23 protein-coding genes are annotated in these 18,480 nt (G+C 42.6%); 17 read left to right on the top strand and 6 right to left on the bottom strand.

The features are described from left to right. Window positions 1–598 precede the first annotated feature (598 nt). Together IMPJCBKJ_RS03840 and IMPJCBKJ_RS03845 are read right to left on the bottom strand one after the other, a co-directional pair. On the bottom strand, window positions 599–1,912 hold the full coding sequence (locus IMPJCBKJ_RS03840) for a TIGR00366 family protein (RefSeq protein WP_054554501.1): 1,314 nt from the start codon (window positions 1,910–1,912) through the stop codon (window positions 599–601). 115 nt (window positions 1,913–2,027) lie between these two features. Further along, window positions 2,028–2,981 (bottom strand): chemotaxis protein CheV, encoded by a 954-nt coding sequence (locus IMPJCBKJ_RS03845; protein ID WP_054554500.1) that lies wholly within the window; start codon window positions 2,979–2,981, stop codon window positions 2,028–2,030. A 145-nt stretch (window positions 2,982–3,126) separates the two neighbouring features. Between IMPJCBKJ_RS03845 and IMPJCBKJ_RS03850 the strand changes: the two genes are divergently transcribed. Together IMPJCBKJ_RS03850 and IMPJCBKJ_RS03855 are read left to right on the top strand one after the other, a co-directional pair. After that, window positions 3,127–4,191 (top strand): potassium channel family protein, encoded by a 1,065-nt coding sequence (locus tag IMPJCBKJ_RS03850; protein ID WP_138600963.1) that lies wholly within the window; start codon window positions 3,127–3,129, stop codon window positions 4,189–4,191. A 6-nt stretch (window positions 4,192–4,197) separates the two neighbouring features. Continuing rightward, window positions 4,198–4,410: a hypothetical protein gene (locus IMPJCBKJ_RS03855; RefSeq protein WP_054563926.1), complete on the top strand. Its 213-nt coding sequence runs from the start codon at window positions 4,198–4,200 to the stop codon at window positions 4,408–4,410. 26 nt (window positions 4,411–4,436) lie between these two features. Here the strand turns inward: IMPJCBKJ_RS03855 and IMPJCBKJ_RS03860 are convergent, their stop codons facing one another. Both IMPJCBKJ_RS03860 and IMPJCBKJ_RS03865 read right to left on the bottom strand, forming a co-directional pair. Further along, window positions 4,437–5,468 carry a cytosolic protein gene (locus tag IMPJCBKJ_RS03860; RefSeq protein WP_166338893.1) on the bottom strand — a complete coding sequence of 344 codons (1,032 nt, stop codon included), beginning with the start codon at window positions 5,466–5,468 and terminating at the stop codon, window positions 4,437–4,439. Window positions 5,469–5,553: 85 nt separating this feature from the next. Next, the gene (locus IMPJCBKJ_RS03865) at window positions 5,554–6,015 is read right to left on the bottom strand and encodes an EVE domain-containing protein (protein ID WP_166338895.1); all 462 of its coding nucleotides are present in this window, start codon (window positions 6,013–6,015) and stop codon (window positions 5,554–5,556) included. A gap of 79 nt (window positions 6,016–6,094) precedes the next feature. On the opposite strand from IMPJCBKJ_RS03865, the gene tesB reads away from it, so the two are divergent. Further along, entirely contained in the window at window positions 6,095–6,952 is an 858-nt protein-coding gene (tesB, locus tag IMPJCBKJ_RS03870) for an acyl-CoA thioesterase II (protein WP_054552365.1), read from the top strand. Here tesB and plsB read toward each other — a convergent pair. Further along, window positions 6,949–9,399, bottom strand: coding sequence for a glycerol-3-phosphate 1-O-acyltransferase PlsB (gene plsB / locus IMPJCBKJ_RS03875; RefSeq protein WP_166338897.1), 2,451 nt, complete (start codon window positions 9,397–9,399; stop codon window positions 6,949–6,951). The genes tesB and plsB overlap by 4 nt on opposite strands. Window positions 9,400–9,830: 431 nt before the next feature. On the opposite strand from plsB, the gene rpsJ reads away from it, so the two are divergent. The 14 genes from rpsJ to IMPJCBKJ_RS03945 all read left to right on the top strand — a co-directional run bounded on the left by rpsJ (window position 9,831) and on the right by IMPJCBKJ_RS03945 (window position 16,676). Further along, entirely contained in the window at window positions 9,831–10,142 is a 312-nt protein-coding gene (rpsJ, locus tag IMPJCBKJ_RS03880) for a 30S ribosomal protein S10 (protein ID WP_002957900.1), read from the top strand. A gap of 27 nt (window positions 10,143–10,169) precedes the next feature. Then, entirely contained in the window at window positions 10,170–10,805 is a 636-nt protein-coding gene (gene rplC, locus IMPJCBKJ_RS03885) for a 50S ribosomal protein L3 (RefSeq protein ID WP_036974218.1), read from the top strand. Between the two features lie 17 nt (window positions 10,806–10,822). Next, complete coding sequence (gene rplD / locus IMPJCBKJ_RS03890; protein WP_062568199.1) at window positions 10,823–11,428, top strand: 50S ribosomal protein L4; 606 nt, start codon at window positions 10,823–10,825, stop codon at window positions 11,426–11,428. After that, a complete protein-coding gene (gene rplW, locus IMPJCBKJ_RS03895) occupies window positions 11,425–11,727 on the top strand; it encodes a 50S ribosomal protein L23 (RefSeq protein WP_054552368.1) in 303 nt (100 codons plus the stop codon). Before rplD ends, rplW begins: the two co-directional genes overlap by 4 nt. A gap of 17 nt (window positions 11,728–11,744) precedes the next feature. Further along, window positions 11,745–12,569, top strand: a complete 825-nt coding sequence (gene rplB, locus IMPJCBKJ_RS03900; RefSeq protein WP_054552369.1) for a 50S ribosomal protein L2 — start codon at window positions 11,745–11,747, stop codon at window positions 12,567–12,569. Window positions 12,570–12,585: 16 nt separating this feature from the next. Further along, a complete protein-coding gene (rpsS, locus tag IMPJCBKJ_RS03905) occupies window positions 12,586–12,864 on the top strand; it encodes a 30S ribosomal protein S19 (protein WP_010376377.1) in 279 nt (92 codons plus the stop codon). A 14-nt stretch (window positions 12,865–12,878) separates the two neighbouring features. Beyond that, window positions 12,879–13,211 (top strand): 50S ribosomal protein L22, encoded by a 333-nt coding sequence (rplV, locus tag IMPJCBKJ_RS03910; RefSeq protein ID WP_004588690.1) that lies wholly within the window; start codon window positions 12,879–12,881, stop codon window positions 13,209–13,211. Between the two features lie 11 nt (window positions 13,212–13,222). Beyond that, window positions 13,223–13,924 carry a 30S ribosomal protein S3 gene (gene rpsC, locus IMPJCBKJ_RS03915; RefSeq protein ID WP_166338899.1) on the top strand — a complete coding sequence of 234 codons (702 nt, stop codon included), beginning with the start codon at window positions 13,223–13,225 and terminating at the stop codon, window positions 13,922–13,924. Window positions 13,925–13,936: 12 nt separating this feature from the next. Continuing rightward, the gene (gene rplP, locus IMPJCBKJ_RS03920; protein ID WP_036974208.1) at window positions 13,937–14,350 is read left to right on the top strand and encodes a 50S ribosomal protein L16; all 414 of its coding nucleotides are present in this window, start codon (window positions 13,937–13,939) and stop codon (window positions 14,348–14,350) included. Beyond that, window positions 14,350–14,541 (top strand): 50S ribosomal protein L29, encoded by a 192-nt coding sequence (gene rpmC / locus IMPJCBKJ_RS03925; protein ID WP_054552371.1) that lies wholly within the window; start codon window positions 14,350–14,352, stop codon window positions 14,539–14,541. Before rplP ends, rpmC begins: the two co-directional genes overlap by 1 nt. Next, window positions 14,541–14,798: a 30S ribosomal protein S17 gene (gene rpsQ, locus IMPJCBKJ_RS03930; protein WP_054552372.1), complete on the top strand. Its 258-nt coding sequence runs from the start codon at window positions 14,541–14,543 to the stop codon at window positions 14,796–14,798. Before rpmC ends, rpsQ begins: the two co-directional genes overlap by 1 nt. A gap of 223 nt (window positions 14,799–15,021) precedes the next feature. Beyond that, entirely contained in the window at window positions 15,022–15,657 is a 636-nt protein-coding gene (locus IMPJCBKJ_RS03935; RefSeq protein WP_166338901.1) for a hypothetical protein, read from the top strand. A 65-nt stretch (window positions 15,658–15,722) separates the two neighbouring features. After that, the gene (locus IMPJCBKJ_RS03940) at window positions 15,723–16,013 is read left to right on the top strand and encodes a hypothetical protein (RefSeq protein ID WP_166338903.1); all 291 of its coding nucleotides are present in this window, start codon (window positions 15,723–15,725) and stop codon (window positions 16,011–16,013) included. A gap of 72 nt (window positions 16,014–16,085) precedes the next feature. Further along, entirely contained in the window at window positions 16,086–16,676 is a 591-nt protein-coding gene (locus IMPJCBKJ_RS03945; protein WP_166338905.1) for a hypothetical protein, read from the top strand. A gap of 43 nt (window positions 16,677–16,719) precedes the next feature. On the opposite strand, the gene IMPJCBKJ_RS03950 is transcribed toward IMPJCBKJ_RS03945, so the two are convergent. After that, the gene (locus tag IMPJCBKJ_RS03950) at window positions 16,720–18,360 is read right to left on the bottom strand and encodes an endonuclease (RefSeq protein ID WP_166338907.1); all 1,641 of its coding nucleotides are present in this window, start codon (window positions 18,358–18,360) and stop codon (window positions 16,720–16,722) included. Window positions 18,361–18,480: the final 120 nt, after the last annotated feature.

The following is an 18,480-nucleotide window of genomic DNA, read 5'->3' on the forward strand; positions in this document are numbered from 1 at the left end:
TAAATGACTAAGCATTAAATTTAAAAAGGATACTATTTGAGAAAGTTCCGATTTATAGAACCTAGAATTTTTAGCTAATCTTAAACCCAAGAGGAACAGTAAAAGGACTTTGCAATGAGCTTGTTCAGAAGGGAGGCGACTGTGCAGCAAAGTGAGCAGTTAATATGTGTAATCACTTTAGCACAGACATTATCTATTAAATTAAATGGAGATTGTTTTGTTCATGAAGCAATTTTTATTTAGTTTCTTTATCACTTACATCATAACCAGAGTTGCTTTTTTTACTTTTGATTTTTCTATTTCAAAAAGTAGTAGCTTGGTAGATTATTTTATCGATATATCTGCGTTTATTTTAGTGTACTTCGTTGTTTCTAAGATCGTTTGTTTTGTATTAAAAAGAGATAAAAGGAGCGAGAGCAGTAATTCTAACTTTAAGTAATAGACTATTGCTTGGGTAGAGTGAAGACCTCTTTTCGGCGCTGATTGAAGCACTACAGATTGAGGGTTTTGGTTACCTTTGATAAACAAACCGTTTTGAAGAGGGGCTCTCGCTATGAGCTTTTGCCCCTCTCTAATAGATGATGTTTATAAAGCTTTTTTAAGGATAAAAACTCAGCATTAACGATATAAACACGCCGGTGATGATAAGCTGCACAAGGCAAAAGCCCATGATGTCTTTTGCTTTTAAGCCGGCAATAGCAAGTACGGGGAGTGCCCAGAACGGCTGAATAAGGTTAGTCCAAGCATCGCCCCATGCGACAGCCATAGCAACCCGTGGCATATCCGCGCCAAGTGTTTGTGCTGCAGGAATGACAATCGGCGCTTGCACTGCCCATTGGCCGCCGCCTGATGGCACAAATATATTCACAAACCCTGCACTTAAAAAGCTCCAAAATGGCAGTGTTTCGGCTGTTGCAATGGCAATAAACCCTTCAGATATTTGTTGAGCAAGTCCCGTTTTTACCATAATCGCCATGATCCCGGCATAAAATGGAAATTGAATCACAATGCCAGCGCCACTAGGGATTGCTTGCTGTAAGCTGCTAAGTAAATTATGCGGTGTTTGATGCAGTAAAATTGCGCTAAATAAGAAAATTGCGATCACGCTATTTAAGTTTAAGCCGCCTCCGTTTAACACAAAATAATAAAATAAATAGGCAAGACCAACGGCACCTACTCCCATACCAAGCAAGCGACTATGTTCTATGACTTCGGCAGGGCGGGTGGGTGTTGCTATTTGCTGCGTTTCATCATCAAGCTTTGCGGGGTCAACATAAACACTATCTTTTTCGCTTGGCAGCATATAGCGATTTACCAACGGCATGATAATAAACAAGCCCACAACAATAGCGATATTAAATGCCGAAAAAATTGTGTTTTCGGTACCTATCACCCCAATGCTTTGCTGTGCAAAGTGGCCATCGGTTGCGATGGTCAGCGGCACTGAACCGGCTAAGCCACCATGCCAAACAATAAAACCTGAATAGGCACTGGCTACTAACAAACGGTAATCAACGCGGGTTTGTTTCGCAATTGCTTTGGCGAACAAAGCGCCAATAACTAAACCGAAGCCCCAATTTAGCCAGCTAGCCAATAATGACACGAGCGTAACGAGTATAATCGCTTTGGCAGAGCTGTTGGCGAAAGTCGCAAGCTTGTTGAGTATGCTGCGCATCACCGGGGTACTCGCTAGCATGTAGCCCGTTAGCAGCACCAGCAACATTTGCATGGCGAATTGTAGCAGGTTCCAAAAACCACCACCCCAAGCCGCGAGCACTTGCGTGGGCGTTGATGGCGTAAAGAGGCTCGCAACGATAAAGCTCAGCAAAGTGAGTAATATAACAAATACAAATGGGTCGGGTAGATAACGCTCTACTAGATTAGTGAATGGTTTAGCAACGCGATTTAGCATGGTTTTTATTGTTGTCGTCGAATCGATAGTGCCAATAAATCATGAATAACGATGATTGGCAAATTGCGACGTCGTTGCTTGAGCTTATGCCTTCAAAAACAAATGCTAAAATTAATTACTGTGAATCTTGCTCAAGCACCGCTTTTAAGCGAGCCTGAACTTCTTCGACTAGCAGTATTGGCTGGAACTTTGATAAAAACGCATTACAACCAACCTTCTCAACTAAAGCTTGATTAAAGCTACCACTCAAAGATGTGTTAAGCACGATATATAGGTTTTTCATGCGGCTGTCGTTACGAATTTCGTGTGTTAAGCGGTAGCCATCCATTGCCGGCATTTCTGCATCGGTGATCACCATGAGTAATTCTTTCTCAACATCTTTGCCTTGATCAGCCCAGCCTTTTAACATTTCGAGTGCTTCAAGTCCGTTACGAGCAGGTATGATTTCGATGCCAAGTTGCGACAAGGTATCGCTTACTTGTTTACGAGCCGTTGGCGAATCATCGGCATGAAGAATTTTGCGGCCTGCAAATTCATTCACGATACTTTTATCAAGAATGTCATTAGATATTTGTACTTCATACTCAACGATTTCGGCGAGCACTTTTTCTACATCGATAATTTCAACTAGATGTTCTTGGCCATCGCGTTTTACTTTAGTTAAGGCTGTTAGGTAGTGATTTTTACCAATTGCGGTTGGCGGTGGCATGATATCTGACCATGTCATATTAATGATCTGATCAACTTTACCAATTAAAAAGCCTTGCACAGTGCGGTTGTATTCAGTGATAACTAGGTTTGTATCTTCGATGTTTTTAGCTTCAGGCATATTAATCGCCTTGCGTAAGTCAATAACCGGAATTGATTCACCGCGTATATTGACTACCCCCGATACTTTTGGGTGCGCATGAGGGATCTTGCTAATTGGTGGCAGCTTTACTACTTCTTTAACTTTAAACACATTTAGAGCAAATAAGTGACGGCTGTGAAGGTAAAATAGCAAAAGCTCTAAGCGGTTTTCACCGACCAGTTGCGTACGCTTATCAACAGAAGCAAGAACACCTGACATATTTCACCCTAAACACCTAATACAGAGATAGTATAGTCTACTATTATTTTTCATCGACATGTATGTTCAATTTAGCGCCTGTTGCTAAATATCCTGCATTACAGTACCGTATCGATAATTTCCCCCACGATAGATTGCAAGGATCATGCACTATTTTTTTAATCGAATAGTAGTTCTTATTCGCAGCCATATTGATCAAGTAAGTTGGCAGGCTGTGGTGCTTACCACGCTTTTGCATATGCTACTAATTTGGTGGCTGCTTATGCTTGCAGGAGAGCAAGCTCTTACACCTCTTGGCACTTATTTTTATTATTATGTAGTAACTACGTCAACAGTTGGCTATGGCGACTTTAGTGCGAGCACTGAGCTTGGCCGTTGGATTGTGGCATTACTGCAAATACCTTTTGGTTTAGCATTATTTGGCGTTCTGTTAGGAAAAACAGGGCAAACAGTAACTTATTTAATTAGGCGCGCTATGACGGGTGATAAAAGCTTCGCACATATAAACAATCACATTATTATCTTTGGTTGGCATGATACACGTACTAAGAAGATGGTCGATTATATCTTGGCCGATCATAAACGTTTAGATCGTCGTATTTTATTGGCCGTTACGGAGCAAATGGAGCATCCATTTTTAGCAAACCCGATGGTTGATTTTGCACGCTTAACTAGCTTTACTGACCTAGATGAGTTGAACCGAATTGCGATTGGCCGGGCCGATAAAATTATTATTGATGGCCAAGATGATGACCAAACGTTTACAACGGCATTACGTATTAGCAAGTTGGTAAATGAACAGTGCCACATTAGTGCACACTTTACTGATGAAACGAAAATCGAAATGCTACATGAGCATTGCCACAATGTAGAATGTAGCAGTGCTAAATCAGCCGAGATATTAGTGCGTTCAATGCAAGACCCAGGTTCAAGTCGCGTGCAAGAAGAGTTACTATCGACATTGCACGGTGATACTCAATTTAGTTTACCAATTCCAAAAGGCGTGCAAGCAATGGAATTTGGCAAACTGTTTCATCACTTTAAATATAGTCACGATGCTATATTACTGGGTGTCGCACATAATTTGAGTGCAAAAAATATGGACTTAAACCCGCCGCTTGATTACGTGGTGAGTGAGGGAGATATTTTGCATTATATCGCTGCTGAACGAGTTTTGAGCGACGAAGTTGATTGGTCTGCGTTGGTATGATGATCTATGAATGAAGTTGTGTTTTTAATTATTGTACTCAGTGCCTACATTTTACCTGTGGTCATTGTGCTCAATAGTAAACGCACACAAGGCCACGAAAAGAATGCTTGGTTAATCGGCATCATCTTCTTTTCGTGGTTAGCTTTAGTAATGTACTTAACAATCATCCCTAAACACGGGCGAGTTAAAAAGCACCGTAAAGTAAAACCCAAGGGTTAACTTACCTTAAGCTTACAGCTGCTTTATCACTTCAACTGTTTTAGTTTATGGTCTATCACAGGATCATCCGGTGAAAGTTGCTGAGCCACTTGTAAGACCTTAATTGCATCGTTTGGGTGCTCATCTTGATGTTTGATTGCAACATCAATCAGCGGTTGCACATCAATCGCATCTTTTTGCTCTTGCATGTGCTCGGCTTTTTCTTCAGCTAAAATTGTGTGGGCGGTGCTTAGTAAGGCTAAACGATGTGGCGAACTCTTGTTTGCCTTATTTAGACGACGATAATAGTCTTCTTTAAAGCGTAGCGTTCTGGTTTGCTGGCGGAACTGAGCTATATCAACTTGCTGGTGGCTAATAAAGTCAACAGCAACATCTTTATAAAAGCCAAACTTATTTAAATATGTTGCATGAACACTATGGCCCATACCAAACACGCGTAAATGGGTGAGTTGTGGGTAACGTTTAGCATGAGCTCGGTCGATACGATTAGTTGGGTCGTAAATAATATAACCCTTTGCATGGCCTAAATCTAAATCGTGGTAGTCACCGTTCCAATAGAATTTTTGCGCGATGTCGGTGCTTGAACGGTCATCCCATGGTGCTTTTTCTTTGTTTTTTGTGCTAACAGGGTGAAAGAGTAAAACTTTATCAAGCTTTAATAGGTTGGCAAAGGCGCCAACGGCAAAGCCTCCTCGACTCAAACCATAACCTAACCGCTCTTTGAATCCGCCAATCAGTGGTGCTAGCTGCTCAATGAAAAACAACAGATTACGGTGCCTAAACCAGTTGCTAATGCCTAAATGTTGAAAGGCGATAATATTCACATCTTGCTTTTTCGCGAGCTTATAAGCCCAAGGCGAAAAATCATCATTGATATCATATTCTTGATAATTTGTTCCAGCAGGAGAGAAGGTAATTAGCAGGGGTTTATTGGCATCAATGATATGGTATTTTACATAAACATCGCCGAGCAAATCACCGCCAGTCATAGGAACACGGCTTTGTTGCTCATCGCGTGGGAGGTTGGTCCATTCCTCTAACCAATACAGTAATTTCATACATCCCCCTTAGTACCTCTAAAATAAAGGGGCGAAATTATAGCAAAAATAGCAGCTCATTAAAAATGGCCGCTACTTTATACGCTTAGCCCTCGCTCATTGCGATGATCTGTTGCCAGTCATGTTCGGTGACAGGCATTACTGACAATCGGCCGCCTTTTTTAAGGGCGATTTCGGTGATTGCATCATTGGCTTTAATCGCCTGCAGGCTCACTAGCTTTTTAAGGTGTGCTTGATATTGCACATCGACCACAAACCAGCGCGGGTTATCAGCGGTTGCTTTGGCGTCGTAGTAATCGCTATTTAAATCAAACTGTGTTGGGTCGGCATAAGCTTCGCGAGTTACCGTAGCGATACCTGCAACACCCACCTGTTTGCAACTTGAATGATAAATCATCACCAAGTCACCTTGCTTGATACCATCGCGCAGAAAGTTGCGGGCTTGATAATTACGCACGCCATCCCACATAGAGGTTTGCTCAGGTGCGTTTTTTAGATCATCAATTGAAAATGCATCGGGTTCGGTTTTAAAAAGCCAATAAGCCATAATGAGGTGCTCTTACAAAGATTTACTTCCAATTAGTCTATAGTATCATTAAACGCTTGTCGGGATTGAGGATAAATAAATGAGCCAAGTATTAGATGACCTACTGTCATTAATGTCGTTAGAAGAGATTGAGCAAGGCTTGTATCGCGGGCAAAGCCAAGATTTAGGATTTAGAGCGGTTTTCGGTGGCCAAGTAATGGGCCAAGCCCTATCTGCCGCAAAAGAAACATTACCACAAGGGCGTATTGTTCACTCTTTACACTCTTACTTCTTGCGTCCAGGTGATGCTGCAAAGCCGATTGTCTATGATGTAGAGAATATCCGTGATGGTAAAAGTTTTAGTACTCGCCGTGTAAAAGCAATTCAATATGGTAAGCCAATTTTTTACATGACCGCTTCTTTCCAAGGTGAAGAAGAAGGCTTATCACACCAAGCGCAGATGCCTGATGTCCCTCAGCCTGAAGAATTAAAGTCATCGCTTGAATTTTACCAAGCAAATGCAGAGCTTATTCCCGAACCAATTCGGAATAAGTTCATTCGTGAAGTGCCTATTGAAATGCGCCCTGTGACTTTTCATAACCCATTCAAACCACAAGTGATGGAGCCAGTTAAGCATATTTGGTTTAAAGCTAATGGTGAGATGCCTGACGATCAGCGTATTCATAATTACTTACTTGCGTACGCATCTGACTTTGAATTTTTACCGACTGCATTACAGCCGCACGGCGTATCGTTTATGCAGCCGAATATGCAGGTTGCGACGATTGACCATGCAATGTGGTTCCACCGCCCGTTTAGACTAGACGATTGGATTTTATATTCGATTGATAGCCCAAGTGCGAGCTCTGGTCGTGGTTTGGTGCGAGGTCAGTTCTTTGACCGCCAAGGCAATTTGGTTGCCTCAACGATCCAAGAAGGGGTTATGCGTCAGCGTTAATCTTTTGTGTGCTGAGCTTGGCTTTGCACTATATCGTCAATTGACTGCCAGACCCGTGCTGGCAGCAATGCTTTAAGATATAAATACACTTCACATAGCTCATTGCTACCCGTTAAGCCTTGCTCTGTTTCGGTAATTAGCTTTTGCTCTCGCAAGCTTGAAATAAAACCAATAAGTACTTTTTTGTCGAAGAACTCAGGAGTTTTAATGCCATGCAAGGTGCCCAAGCGCTCTGCTAATACTTGGCTTTCGTGTTCAAGTTCTTCACGCTCAATACCACTGCTAGTTTGAATAAAGCCAACCACGATAGCGTAGCGTTGTAATGTTAAGCTTAAGGCACGACCTAGCATTTCGAGTTTCGCTAAGCAGTCATTGCTGTTAGTGATCTTGATATTATCGCCATCAATTTCAATCAGGTCCTGATCAACGAAGCTTGCAAGTACGCGCGTAATGTAGTTTTCATCTAACTCATGCAAGAACCACTCTTTGGCAAATAGCGGGTAAAAACGTGCAATTAAGGCTTGGCAATCTGCCATGGTAGTTTGATGTGCTTTGAATAAATGCAGCGCCAATAAGCTCGGTACTGCAAACAAGTGCAACACGTTATTACGGTAGTAGTTGAACAGTGTTTTTTCTTTATCGTTAATAGCGATAATTTCGCCAAACTCGTCACTGATCACATCAAACTTATTAAGTTTAAGGGCATGCTCTAGTAGCTGCTCGGCGCTTTCGTCTGGTGTGGTCACCTTTTCACTGTAGCTGGCGCTACTCTGTAAATGTAGATAAAACTCAAGCTGAGCAATCAGCTTAGGTTTACTTAATGCGTGTTTATCATTTACCAGTAATATCATCGCAAGTAGATTCACCGCATTGAGTGCAGCGGCGCTATTAATATTAACCATGACTTTATCAGCAAGGTTGGCAACCTGGGGACCAAGCCATTGTGGCTTTTGCACGTCGGTTGGGTGAATAGACTCGCGCCAGTCAGGTTGTTGGTCATTGAGGTATTGGTTTATCGAAATAGGGTCGCCAAAGTTTAAATAACCACGACCATAGTTTTTCAGGTTTTTAATCGCCTTAAAAATCCCTAATACCGACTCACCTTTTTTATCGTTACCGGCAAGCTCTTTTAAGTAGGTATTAATTTCCATTACGTGCTCATAGCCAATGTATACAGGCACAATTGAAATAGGGCGATCAATGCCACGTAACATGGCTTGTAATGTCATGGCGAGCATACCTGTTTTTGGCGGTAGCAAGCGACCAGTTCGGCTACGACCACCTTCAGTGTAAAACTTTACTGAATAGCCTTTGATAAATAACTGGCTCAGGTACTCTTTAAATACAGCTGAATATAACTTATTGCCCGCGAATGAGCGGCGAATAAAGAAAGCACCACTGCGACGGAAAATCCCCCCTGCTGGGAAGAAGTTTAAGTTGATACCCGCAGCGATATGAGGCGGAACTAAGCCTAAATGGTAAATAGAATAGGTCAGTAATAAGTAATCCATATGCGAGCGGTGGCATGGCATATAAATAATCTCGTGGCCTTTATCTGTGAGCTCATGCACTTGTTCTGAAAACTTAATATCAATCCCGTTATAAAGCTTATTCCACAGCCACGTTAAAATACGGTCTGCAACACGAATGGTGGCATCGCTATAATTGGCGGCAATCTCATCAAGTAGCTTCAGCGCATTTTGGCGCGCTTGCTCTTGACTGATGTTTTTTTCTTTCGCTTCTATTTGAATTGCTTTTTTTATTGTTGGTGAGGCAAGTAGCGAATTAAATAACTGCTCACGTGATGGCATTTTCGGGCCTGTCGCTGCCAATTTTTGGCGACGAAAGTGCACGCGGGCTACACGTAAAAGCTTATGAGGTAGTTCATCAACATCGGCTTTTTCATTCACCAATAACGATAAGTCGAGCGGTTGGCTAAAACGGATAAAGTTATCGCGCCCTGAGAATAGCAACACAAAGAATTTACGAAACCAGCTGGGTGTTAATGAATGAGACACCAAAGTACCTAAACCTGGCTTTTCTTTGCCTGGGTTGCGGCCCCATAAAATAGTCACCGGGATCACTTGGACGTTTTTCTCACCTGATTGCATCAGGTGGTCAATAATTTGTTTGCCTTGCTGCAGGGCATTGCTTGGTTTGCTTTTGTTACCAAATAGCGGTGGTGGGTTTTGAATACCGATAAAGCGATTAAGTTCTGCATTACCTAATAACTGCTCTTCGGTCGGGTTAGGTAAGCCGTATTTTTTACATACCCTTGCCAGTGCTGCTAAATCAGAGCGTGCATTTAGCCTAACAATATAAAAAGTAGGGTTGGCTGGGTTTAGATTGTATTGTTCAATCGGATTCTCTGGCAGCACCTTACTTTTTACAAACAAGCGGTTCATACCGGCAGAAATGAAATTTAAACAACGATTAATGATACGCATCAACTCACCAAAGTTATTAGTAGATATTAAATAGACCGAGTCTGGTCAAAAATAAGCGGCATAGAATAACAATTATTAACTGGACTGACCATTTAAAAGCGATTTTCTAGCCTCTTTACTCGCACAAGTATAATTTAAAGACGCTAATGTTATTGATAAAGTTCGAAAATTAAACAAAATTTAATTTAGACCTTTGAGATTTTCAAAATAGTTGTTGCATTTATCACCAATCTATCTATAATACGCAGGCTTTCAAAATTCCCTCGGGAACTTGGAAGGAAAGATTAAGCTTGGATTTCAAGCTAATAAACAGGAATTCCGATTTGGAATTCATCGTAGATATAAGAAAGCAGCCGACATCTTAGTTATTAAGATTGTTTCGGTCGTTTTTTTATGCTCTTTTTAAATGCTCTTTATATTGAGGTTTAAGAATGTCAAATCAACGCATTCGTATTCGCCTAAAAGCTTTTGACCACCGTTTGATTGACCAATCAACGGCGGAAATCGTGGAAACTGCGAAACGCACTGGCGCTCAAGTACGTGGTCCAATCCCACTACCTACACGCTTTGAACGTTTTACTGTACTAACTTCACCGCACGTTAACAAAGACGCGCGTGATCAGTACGAAATCCGCACCCATAAACGTCTGATCGACATCGTAGAACCAACTGACAAGACTGTTGACGCTCTTATGCGTTTAGATCTTGCTGCTGGTGTTGATGTTCAAATCAGCCTGGGTTAATCGGAAGATTAGAGAGGTTTTAGGAAAATGGCATTAGGTCTAGTCGGTCGTAAAGTGGGTATGACACGTATCTTCACTGAAGATGGTGTATCTATCCCTGTGACAGTTATCGAAGCGACACCTAACCGCATTGCTCAGATCAAATCTGAAGCAACTGACGGTTATAACGCGCTTCAAGTAACCGCAGGCACTAAAAAAGCAAGCCGTGTAAACAAAGCAGCAGCGGGTCACTTCGCTAAAGCTGGTGTTGAAGCGGGTCGCGGTCTGTGGGAATTCCGCCTAAATGGTGGTGAAGGCGATTTTGAAGTAGGCGCTGAGCTTACTGTTGAGTTATTCAACGAAATCAACAAAGTTGACGTAACCGGTACTTCTAAAGGTAAAGGTTTCCAAGGTGGTGTTAAGCGCTGGAACTTCAGCATGCAAGACGCTACTCACGGTAACTCTCTATCTCACCGTGCTCCTGGTTCAATCGGTCAAAACCAATCACCTGGTAAGGTGTTTAAAGGTAAGAAAATGGCCGGTCACATGGGTGCTGAGCGTGTAACGACTCAAAACTTAGAACTAGTTCGCGTTGACGCTGAGCGTAACTTGCTTTTAGTTAAAGGTGCAGTACCTGGCGCTATCGGCGGTGACGTTATCGTTAAACCAGCTGTTAAAGCATAAGTCCTGGAGATTTAGTGATGGAATTAGCAATTAAAGACGCTTCTGGCGCTCTTGAAGTTTCTGAAGCTACTTTTGGACGTGAGTTTAACGAAGCATTAGTACACCAAGTAGTTGTTGCTTACGCAGCAGGTGCTCGTCAAGGTACTCGTGCTCAGAAGACACGTTCTGAAGTAAGCGGTGGTGGTAAAAAACCATGGTCTCAAAAAGGTACTGGCCGTGCACGTGCTGGTACAATTCGTAGCCCAATTTGGCGTTCAGGTGGCGTTAGCTTCGCAGCTAAACCACAAGATCACAGCCAAAAAGTAAACCGTAAAATGTACCGCGGTGCGATCAAAAGCATCTTATCTGAATTAGTTCGTCAAGAGCGTTTAATCGTTGTTGAACAGTTTGGTCTTGAAGCACCAAAAACTAAAGAACTAGTTGCTAAGCTTAAAGAACTTGAGCTTAAAGATGTTCTAATCGTGACTGAAGAAGTAGATGAGAATCTTTTCTTATCGGCACGTAACCTATACAAGGTTGACACGCGTGATGTAGCTGGTATCGATCCTGTAAGCCTAATCGCTTTCGATAAGGTACTTATTACAGCTGCTGCTGTTAAGCAACTTGAGGAGGCGCTAGCATGATCCGTGAAGAACGTCTTTTAAAAGTGATCCTTGCTCCACACATCTCTGAGAAAAGCACTATCGCTGCTGAAGAGAACAACACGATTGTTTTCAAAGTAGCTTCTGATGCAACTAAAGCTGAAATCAAAGCTGCAGCAGAAAAGCTTTTTGAAGTAGAAGTAACTGGTGTTCGCACACTAAACGTTAAGGGTAAAACAAAACGTACTGGCATGCGTTTCGGTCGTCGTTCAGACTGGAAGAAAGCTTACGTTACTCTTAAAGAAGGTAGCGAGCTAGACTTTGTCGGCGGCGCCGAGTAATAAGGGGAGTTAGAATTATGGCACTTCAAAAGTGTAAACCAACTTCTGCGGGTCGTCGTCACCTGGTTAAAGTGGTTAACCCAGATCTACATAAGGGTAAACCTTACGCACCACTACTAGAGAAAAACTCTAAGTCTGGTGGTCGTAATAACAAAGGTCGTATCACGGTTCGTCACATCGGTGGTGGTCATAAGCATCATTACCGTGTAATCGACTTTAAACGCACTAAAGATGGCATTCCAGCTGTTGTTGAGCGTCTAGAGTATGATCCAAACCGTAGCGCAAACATCGCTCTTGTATTATATGCAGACGGTGAGCGTCGTTACATTATTGCACCTAAAGGCTTAAAAGCTGGTGATTCAATCCAATCTGGTATTGATGCACCAATCAAGGCTGGTAACACGTTACCAATGCGTAACATGCCTGTAGGTTCGACTGTTCACAACGTAGAATTAAAACCAGGTAAAGGCGCGCAAATCGCACGTTCTGCTGGTGCATACGTTCAAATCCTTGCTCGTGAAGGTCAATACGTAACTCTACGTCTTCGTTCTGGCGAAGTTCGTAAAGTTCCAGCTGACTGTCGCGCAACACTTGGTGAAGTAGGTAATGCTGAGCATATGCTTCGTTCACTAGGTAAAGCTGGTGCAAATCGCTGGCGTGGTATCCGTCCGACAGTTCGTGGTGTTGCCATGAACCCGGTAGATCACCCGCACGGTGGTGGTGAAGGTCGTACATCTGGTGGTCGTCATCCTGTGTCTCCATGGGGTAAACCGACTAAAGGTGCTAAGACACGTAAGAACAAGCGTACAGATAAATTTATCGTACGTCGTCGTACTAAATAATAGTTGAGGAATAGCCATGCCACGTTCTCTCAAGAAAGGTCCTTTTATTGACCTACACTTGCTGAAGAAGGTAGAGAAAGCGTTGGAAAGCGGTGACAAGAAGCCAATTAAAACTTGGAGCCGTCGTTCAATGATCATACCTAACATGATCGGATTGACCATCGCTGTCCATAATGGTCGTCAGCACGTTCCTGTGTTCATCACAGACGAAATGATCGGTCACAAACTAGGTGAATTTGCACCAACTCGTACTTACCGCGGTCACGCTGCGGATAAGAAAGCGAAGAAACGTTAAGAGGGGAATGATAAATGCAAGCATTAGCTAAACATAAATTCGCCTCTGGTTCGGCGCAAAAAGCACGTCTAGTTGCAGATCAGATCCGCGGACTTCCGGTTGATCGCGCTCTAGAAATCCTGGCGTACAGCCCTAAAAAAGCGGCTGTATTAGTTAAGAAAGTACTTGAGTCTGCTATTGCTAACGCAGAGCATAACGAAGGTGCTGACATTGATGAGCTTCGTGTAACTACGATCTTTGTGGACGATGGTCCTACAATGAAGCGTATTATGCCACGTGCTAAAGGACGCGCTGACCGCATCCTTAAGCGTACAAGCCACATCACTGTTGTGGTTTCAGATAGCTAGGAGTATAAGTAATGGGACAAAAAGTTCATCCTACTGGTATTCGCCTAGGTATCTCTAAACCTTGGGTTTCTACCTGGTACGCGAATTCAAAAGATTTCTCTGATCAGCTTTTTGGCGATCACAAAGTACGTGCATTCCTTACTAAGGAATTAAAAGCGGCTTCTGTGTCTAAAATCGTTATCGAGCGTCCAGCTAAATCTATCCGTGTAACAATTCACACAGCTCGTCCTGGTGTTGTTATCGGTAAAAAAGGCGAAGACGTTGAAAAACTACGTCAAGCAGTAACTAAGATTGCAGGTGTTCCGGCTCAGATTAATATCGCTGAAGTTCGTAAGCCTGAACTTGATGCACAACTAGTAGCTGACGGTATTGCGTCACAGCTAGAGCGTCGTGTTATGTTCCGTCGCGCTATGAAGCGTTCGGTACAAAATGCAATGCGCATTGGTGCAAAGGGTATCAAAGTTGAAGTTAGCGGTCGTCTTGGCGGTGCTGAGATCGCACGTTCAGAATGGTATCGTGAAGGTCGTGTACCTCTACATACTCTTCGTGCTGATATCGACTACGCAACTTCTGAAGCCTTAACCACTTATGGTATCATTGGTGTTAAAGTTTGGATCTTCAAAGGCGAAGTTATTGGTGGTTTACCACTAGTACAAGAGCAAGAGAAGCCAGCTAAACGCGCGCCAAAGAAAGCCAAAAAAAGTGCTAAGTAGAGGTAGCGAGTAATGTTACAGCCAAAACGTACAAAATTCCGTAAAATGCACAAAGGCCGCAACCGCGGTTTAGCGCAAAACGGTAACAAAGTAAGCTTCGGTACTTTCGGTTTGAAAGCTACTGGCCGTGGCCGTATGACTGCTCGTCAAATCGAAGCAGCTCGTCGTGCTATGACACGTCACGTAAAGCGTCAAGGTAAAATCTGGATTCGTGTATTCCCAGATAAGCCAATTACGAACAAACCATTAGAAGTTCGTATGGGTAAAGGTAAAGGTTCTGTTGAATATTGGGTTGCTGAAATTCAACCTGGTAAAGTACTTTACGAAATGGAAGGTGTTTCTGAAGAGCTTGCTCGTGAAGCATTTAACCTTGCAGCGCGTAAATTACCATTCACAACAACTTTCGTAACTCGGACGGTGATGTAATGAAAGCTAGCGAACTAAAAGACAAAAGCGTAGAAGAGCTAAATGCTGAACTTCTAGGACTTCTTCGTGAGCAGTTCAACCTGCGCATGCAAGCAAGCACTGGTCAGTTAGCTCAGACACACACGCTAAGAACAGTACGTCGCGATATCGCGCGTGTAAAAACAGTTATTAACCAGAAGGCAGGTCAATAATGAGCGATAAAATCCGTACTCTTCAAGGCCGTGTAATCAGCGACAAGATGGATAAATCTTTCACTGTTGCTATCGCACGTTACGTGAAGCATCCAGTATATGGAAAATTCATCAAACGTACGACTAAACTACACGTACATGACGAAAACAACACAGCTCAAACTGGTGACGTAGTTACTATTTCTGAGTGCGCTCCTATTTCTAAGACTAAGTCTTGGACTTTAGTAGACGTTGTTGAGCGTCCAAAGAAAGCTTAATTTTTAATTAAGTTTCCTTACTAAAAAGCCCCGGCATCTGCTGGGGCTTTTTGTTTTTAAAATACCGCTTACCGCCATTTTCTGATGAACTATTTCACTCATCTGACACTCTTAAAAATAAAAATGAGGCGCTTGGGTGTTAAAAGGGAATTACAAAGCATGGATCATCTCGATATCGCTACATACTGTGCTTTTGTTGTTACTAGCTCGATATGGAAAGTCTGTGAAACTTCCCGCCGTCGCAGAACCGCCCAAGGTAATCAACGCGTATGTGAGTGTCGATTTAACAAAGCTACCAAGTATGCAGAAGACTCAAGACAAACCTTTATCGGATCAGCCGCCAGAAACAGTTGATGAAGCGAAGGCTTTGCCGCTAAGAAAGGAAACCCCTCATAGCAGTCCTAAGCAGAAAAGCGATGATAGGGTTGTTGAATACTCAGTTAGTGAATCCCAAGAAGTGACAACTGAGGTCGAAAAGCCTGATCAGGCACCTGAACACTCAAAAACAACCGAAGTACCCTTTAAAAAGCTCAACCCGTATGCGCCAATTCCAGAGCTTAAGTTTGAAAATGACTCTTCTAATGCATCGCTATTTGGTCAGGTGAACGCCGCAAATAATAATTCGTCTGTAGGCAGGATTTCTGTACCTGTGCAATTAACAGTATCAGATAAGGCAAAAGTCGTTTGGCAGAGTGGTGATGGCAGCAAGCGCATCGAGGTGCTAAATGGTATGTGTTATGGCATCGATTTTAATTCGGTGTTTGGTAAATCTGGAGTGCCAAGCGGTTCGCCCAGACCTTGTGAAGACAAGGATGCTAGATTATTTAAAGAAATAATGAATAAGTGGAGTAAAAACTAATAAAAAAACACTTTACCTCAACCTAACTTGAGCTTTTAAAGTGGCGTTTTTAAAAGGGCGCTACAATGAATCCATTAGAAAACTATCTATTAAGTTTGCAGATTAATACTTATAAAACTTCAATTTATCAAGTTATTGAAATACAAACGCGTATTTGGCAATCACTCCAATCAGGCTCTAGCTATGCACTGGCCATGCTGGAGGTATTAGAAGTAGTAAACCATTCAAAACAACAGCAGCATCAAGCACTGTTAAAGCAGGTGTTACAGTTTCTTGGCTATAGTGCCCAATCTCAAGTCGGTAATAATTTACTTGTTGCGCATAAGCGCTTTTCACATTCGTTAGAATTATTATGAGCTGTCATTATTAGGTCACAAAGGTGGGGTGAAATAATACTGTTTTAAGGATTGAAACGGAGTTTCTGCATCATGCATGAGCAGCCACAGATAATTATTATAGGTAATGGCCCAATAAATACCGAGCTTGCTGAGCAGGTCGATAATTGTCCATCTGTTGTGCGTTTTAATCGCTGTGCAGCAATGCCTGCGCACCTAGGTAAGCGTTGCACAGATCTATGGTTATTGGGGCGAGGGAGGCAGGCGCAAAGTTTACTTGAAGAGCCACTTGTTATGCCGCTTGAAGGACTTAACAAGATTATGGTCACTGATCCTGCGCCAAACTTATTCATGCAGCAACTATTCAAACTGATCCGTCGTCATGGCCGACTTGATCATGGTGACGCTTTGTTTAAGCACTATGGCACAGGCTTGCAGCAAGAAAGGTTAACCCAGCAATTTCGCCAATCAGTCCTTGAGTATCTATTAACGTTAGGGCCAACAATACATAAGCCATATTGCCCAAGTTCAGGAACTTTAGCGATTGTTCACTACCTTAAATTGTTTTCAAAAGTGCATATAGCAGGTTTTGGTTTTCAGGGCTGGAAGCGTCATCCGTGGCATTTAGAAAAACGCTATGTATCAGAGTTAATTCACGAAAACAAAGTCATTATGCTTGACTGAAAAAAGGCACTTAGCCGAAACTAAGCGCCTTGGCTTAACGAAGTTACCAAATCATTTCTACAAATTCTGGGTGATCCACAAATGGGTTGCGGTTACCTTGATGTTCATAAGCGGCTTGGTTACGGTCAAGCTCTAATTGGCTAACGGGATCCTCGTTATGCCACTTTAATAACATAGTAACGACCCAGCTCTCAAAGACCTGATTAGATGAACCATTCAGTACAGCGTTACTGTAGGTTGTGTTGTTTTGCCATGAGCCAATCACGTTTTCATAGCGTGTTGCCATATAGAAGTACGCTCTTGCAAAGTCACCTTTAAATTCATCAATTGGTTCAAAAACCGTTCCTGAGTAATTTAATGAGCTGGCTGCACTACCTACTTTGCTGCCGTTACTAGAGGTATAGTTTGCACTAGCTACTTCACCAAATGGGTAGTTACTGCGTTTTGAATTGACATAACCGTCAGTGGCAAAAATATGATGTACGTCTGAATTCATTGGCTCAATTGTTCCACCAAACCAACTTTTCGGGAAAGAATGCTCACGGTTGTAGCAGTCTGCTTCGCTGTTGTATGTCCCACATTGGTCGCTCACAGCAACATAGTTGTAGCTGTCTTGGCCTGCAGGGTTTTCTGAATAACGATCTAAAATAGAGTTGTCGTTTTCAAAATACTTATCGCGTGAAGCAACATCGTAAAAGCTCCAAATCGCAGAATAGCCTTGTGAGTTGTGATCTTTAATGATGTTGTATAACTCTGTTTTTAGTGCATAACCACTAAGGCCTTGCGTTGTAACATAGTATCCCGATGGCTCTGTTGGGGTTGTACCACCACCGTCACCGCCGCCTGAGCTATCGCCTAGGCTAAACGGCGTTGCTTCTGAGCTTTGGAAGCTTGCACCACTGGCAAGTACTGTTTGACCTAATGAAAGGCTGTAACTGCCATTGCCGAATGAGCAGCATATGCCATCACCATAACTATCAAAAATAGTAAAGCTATAGTCACCATCCGTTAAACATGCTTGCTCACTGTACTGAGTATTTGCTGCATAGCTGCCGCCTGATGCTACTGCACTACCTTGGCTATTGGTGATTTGCCAGCTGGTTTCTTCTCCATAGTTATCGGTAGTGAGGGTTAAAGACACTTGGTTATAGGCGCAGCTGCCCGAAGGTGGTGGGGTTGCGCCAGTGCTTGGTGCAAAGTTATCTACATAAACTACTTCGCTGCCATCAAAACCAGTTACGTCGTAAAAGCGCAGGCCAACATTAATTGATGTGGTAGCAGAGGCTGTGTACTGATAACTGATTTGTTGCCATTGATTAGTTAATGCTGAATTAGAATAGCCTTGATAGCCATCAACCACTAAGCGAGCTTTTACGCCGCCTTCTGTATGGTAAACCCAAGCTGAAAACTCATAAGTTTCACCCGCCACTACATCAACTAGCTGCTGTAAATCGGTATTACTTTGCGTGCCAGTATTAACCACGACTTGCGCTGAGTAACTACCTGAGTAAACCACATTACTATTAGCGCTAAGGCTAATACCGCTATCTATGGTGCTCCAGCTTGCAGGGGTGTTTGCTGACCAGCTTTCGAAGCTGGCGTTATTAACATTTGCCAATGCTGAACTCGCTAGGCACAGCAAGCCACTGGCTAGCATATATTTTTTACATGTCCCGTGTGACATTGTATTTTCCTTTTCATATTTTTTAATAGTTATTGCTGTTCTTAAAATGAACACAGCGAGTATAGGCTAATTGTCTTATGTTGCAATAATGTTAATTAACAAAAGTTTCTTATTTGGGAA

The sequence above is a fragment of the Pseudoalteromonas sp. MB47 genome (assembly GCF_011319765.1).
GTDB lineage: Bacteria > Pseudomonadota > Gammaproteobacteria > Enterobacterales > Alteromonadaceae > Pseudoalteromonas > Pseudoalteromonas simplex.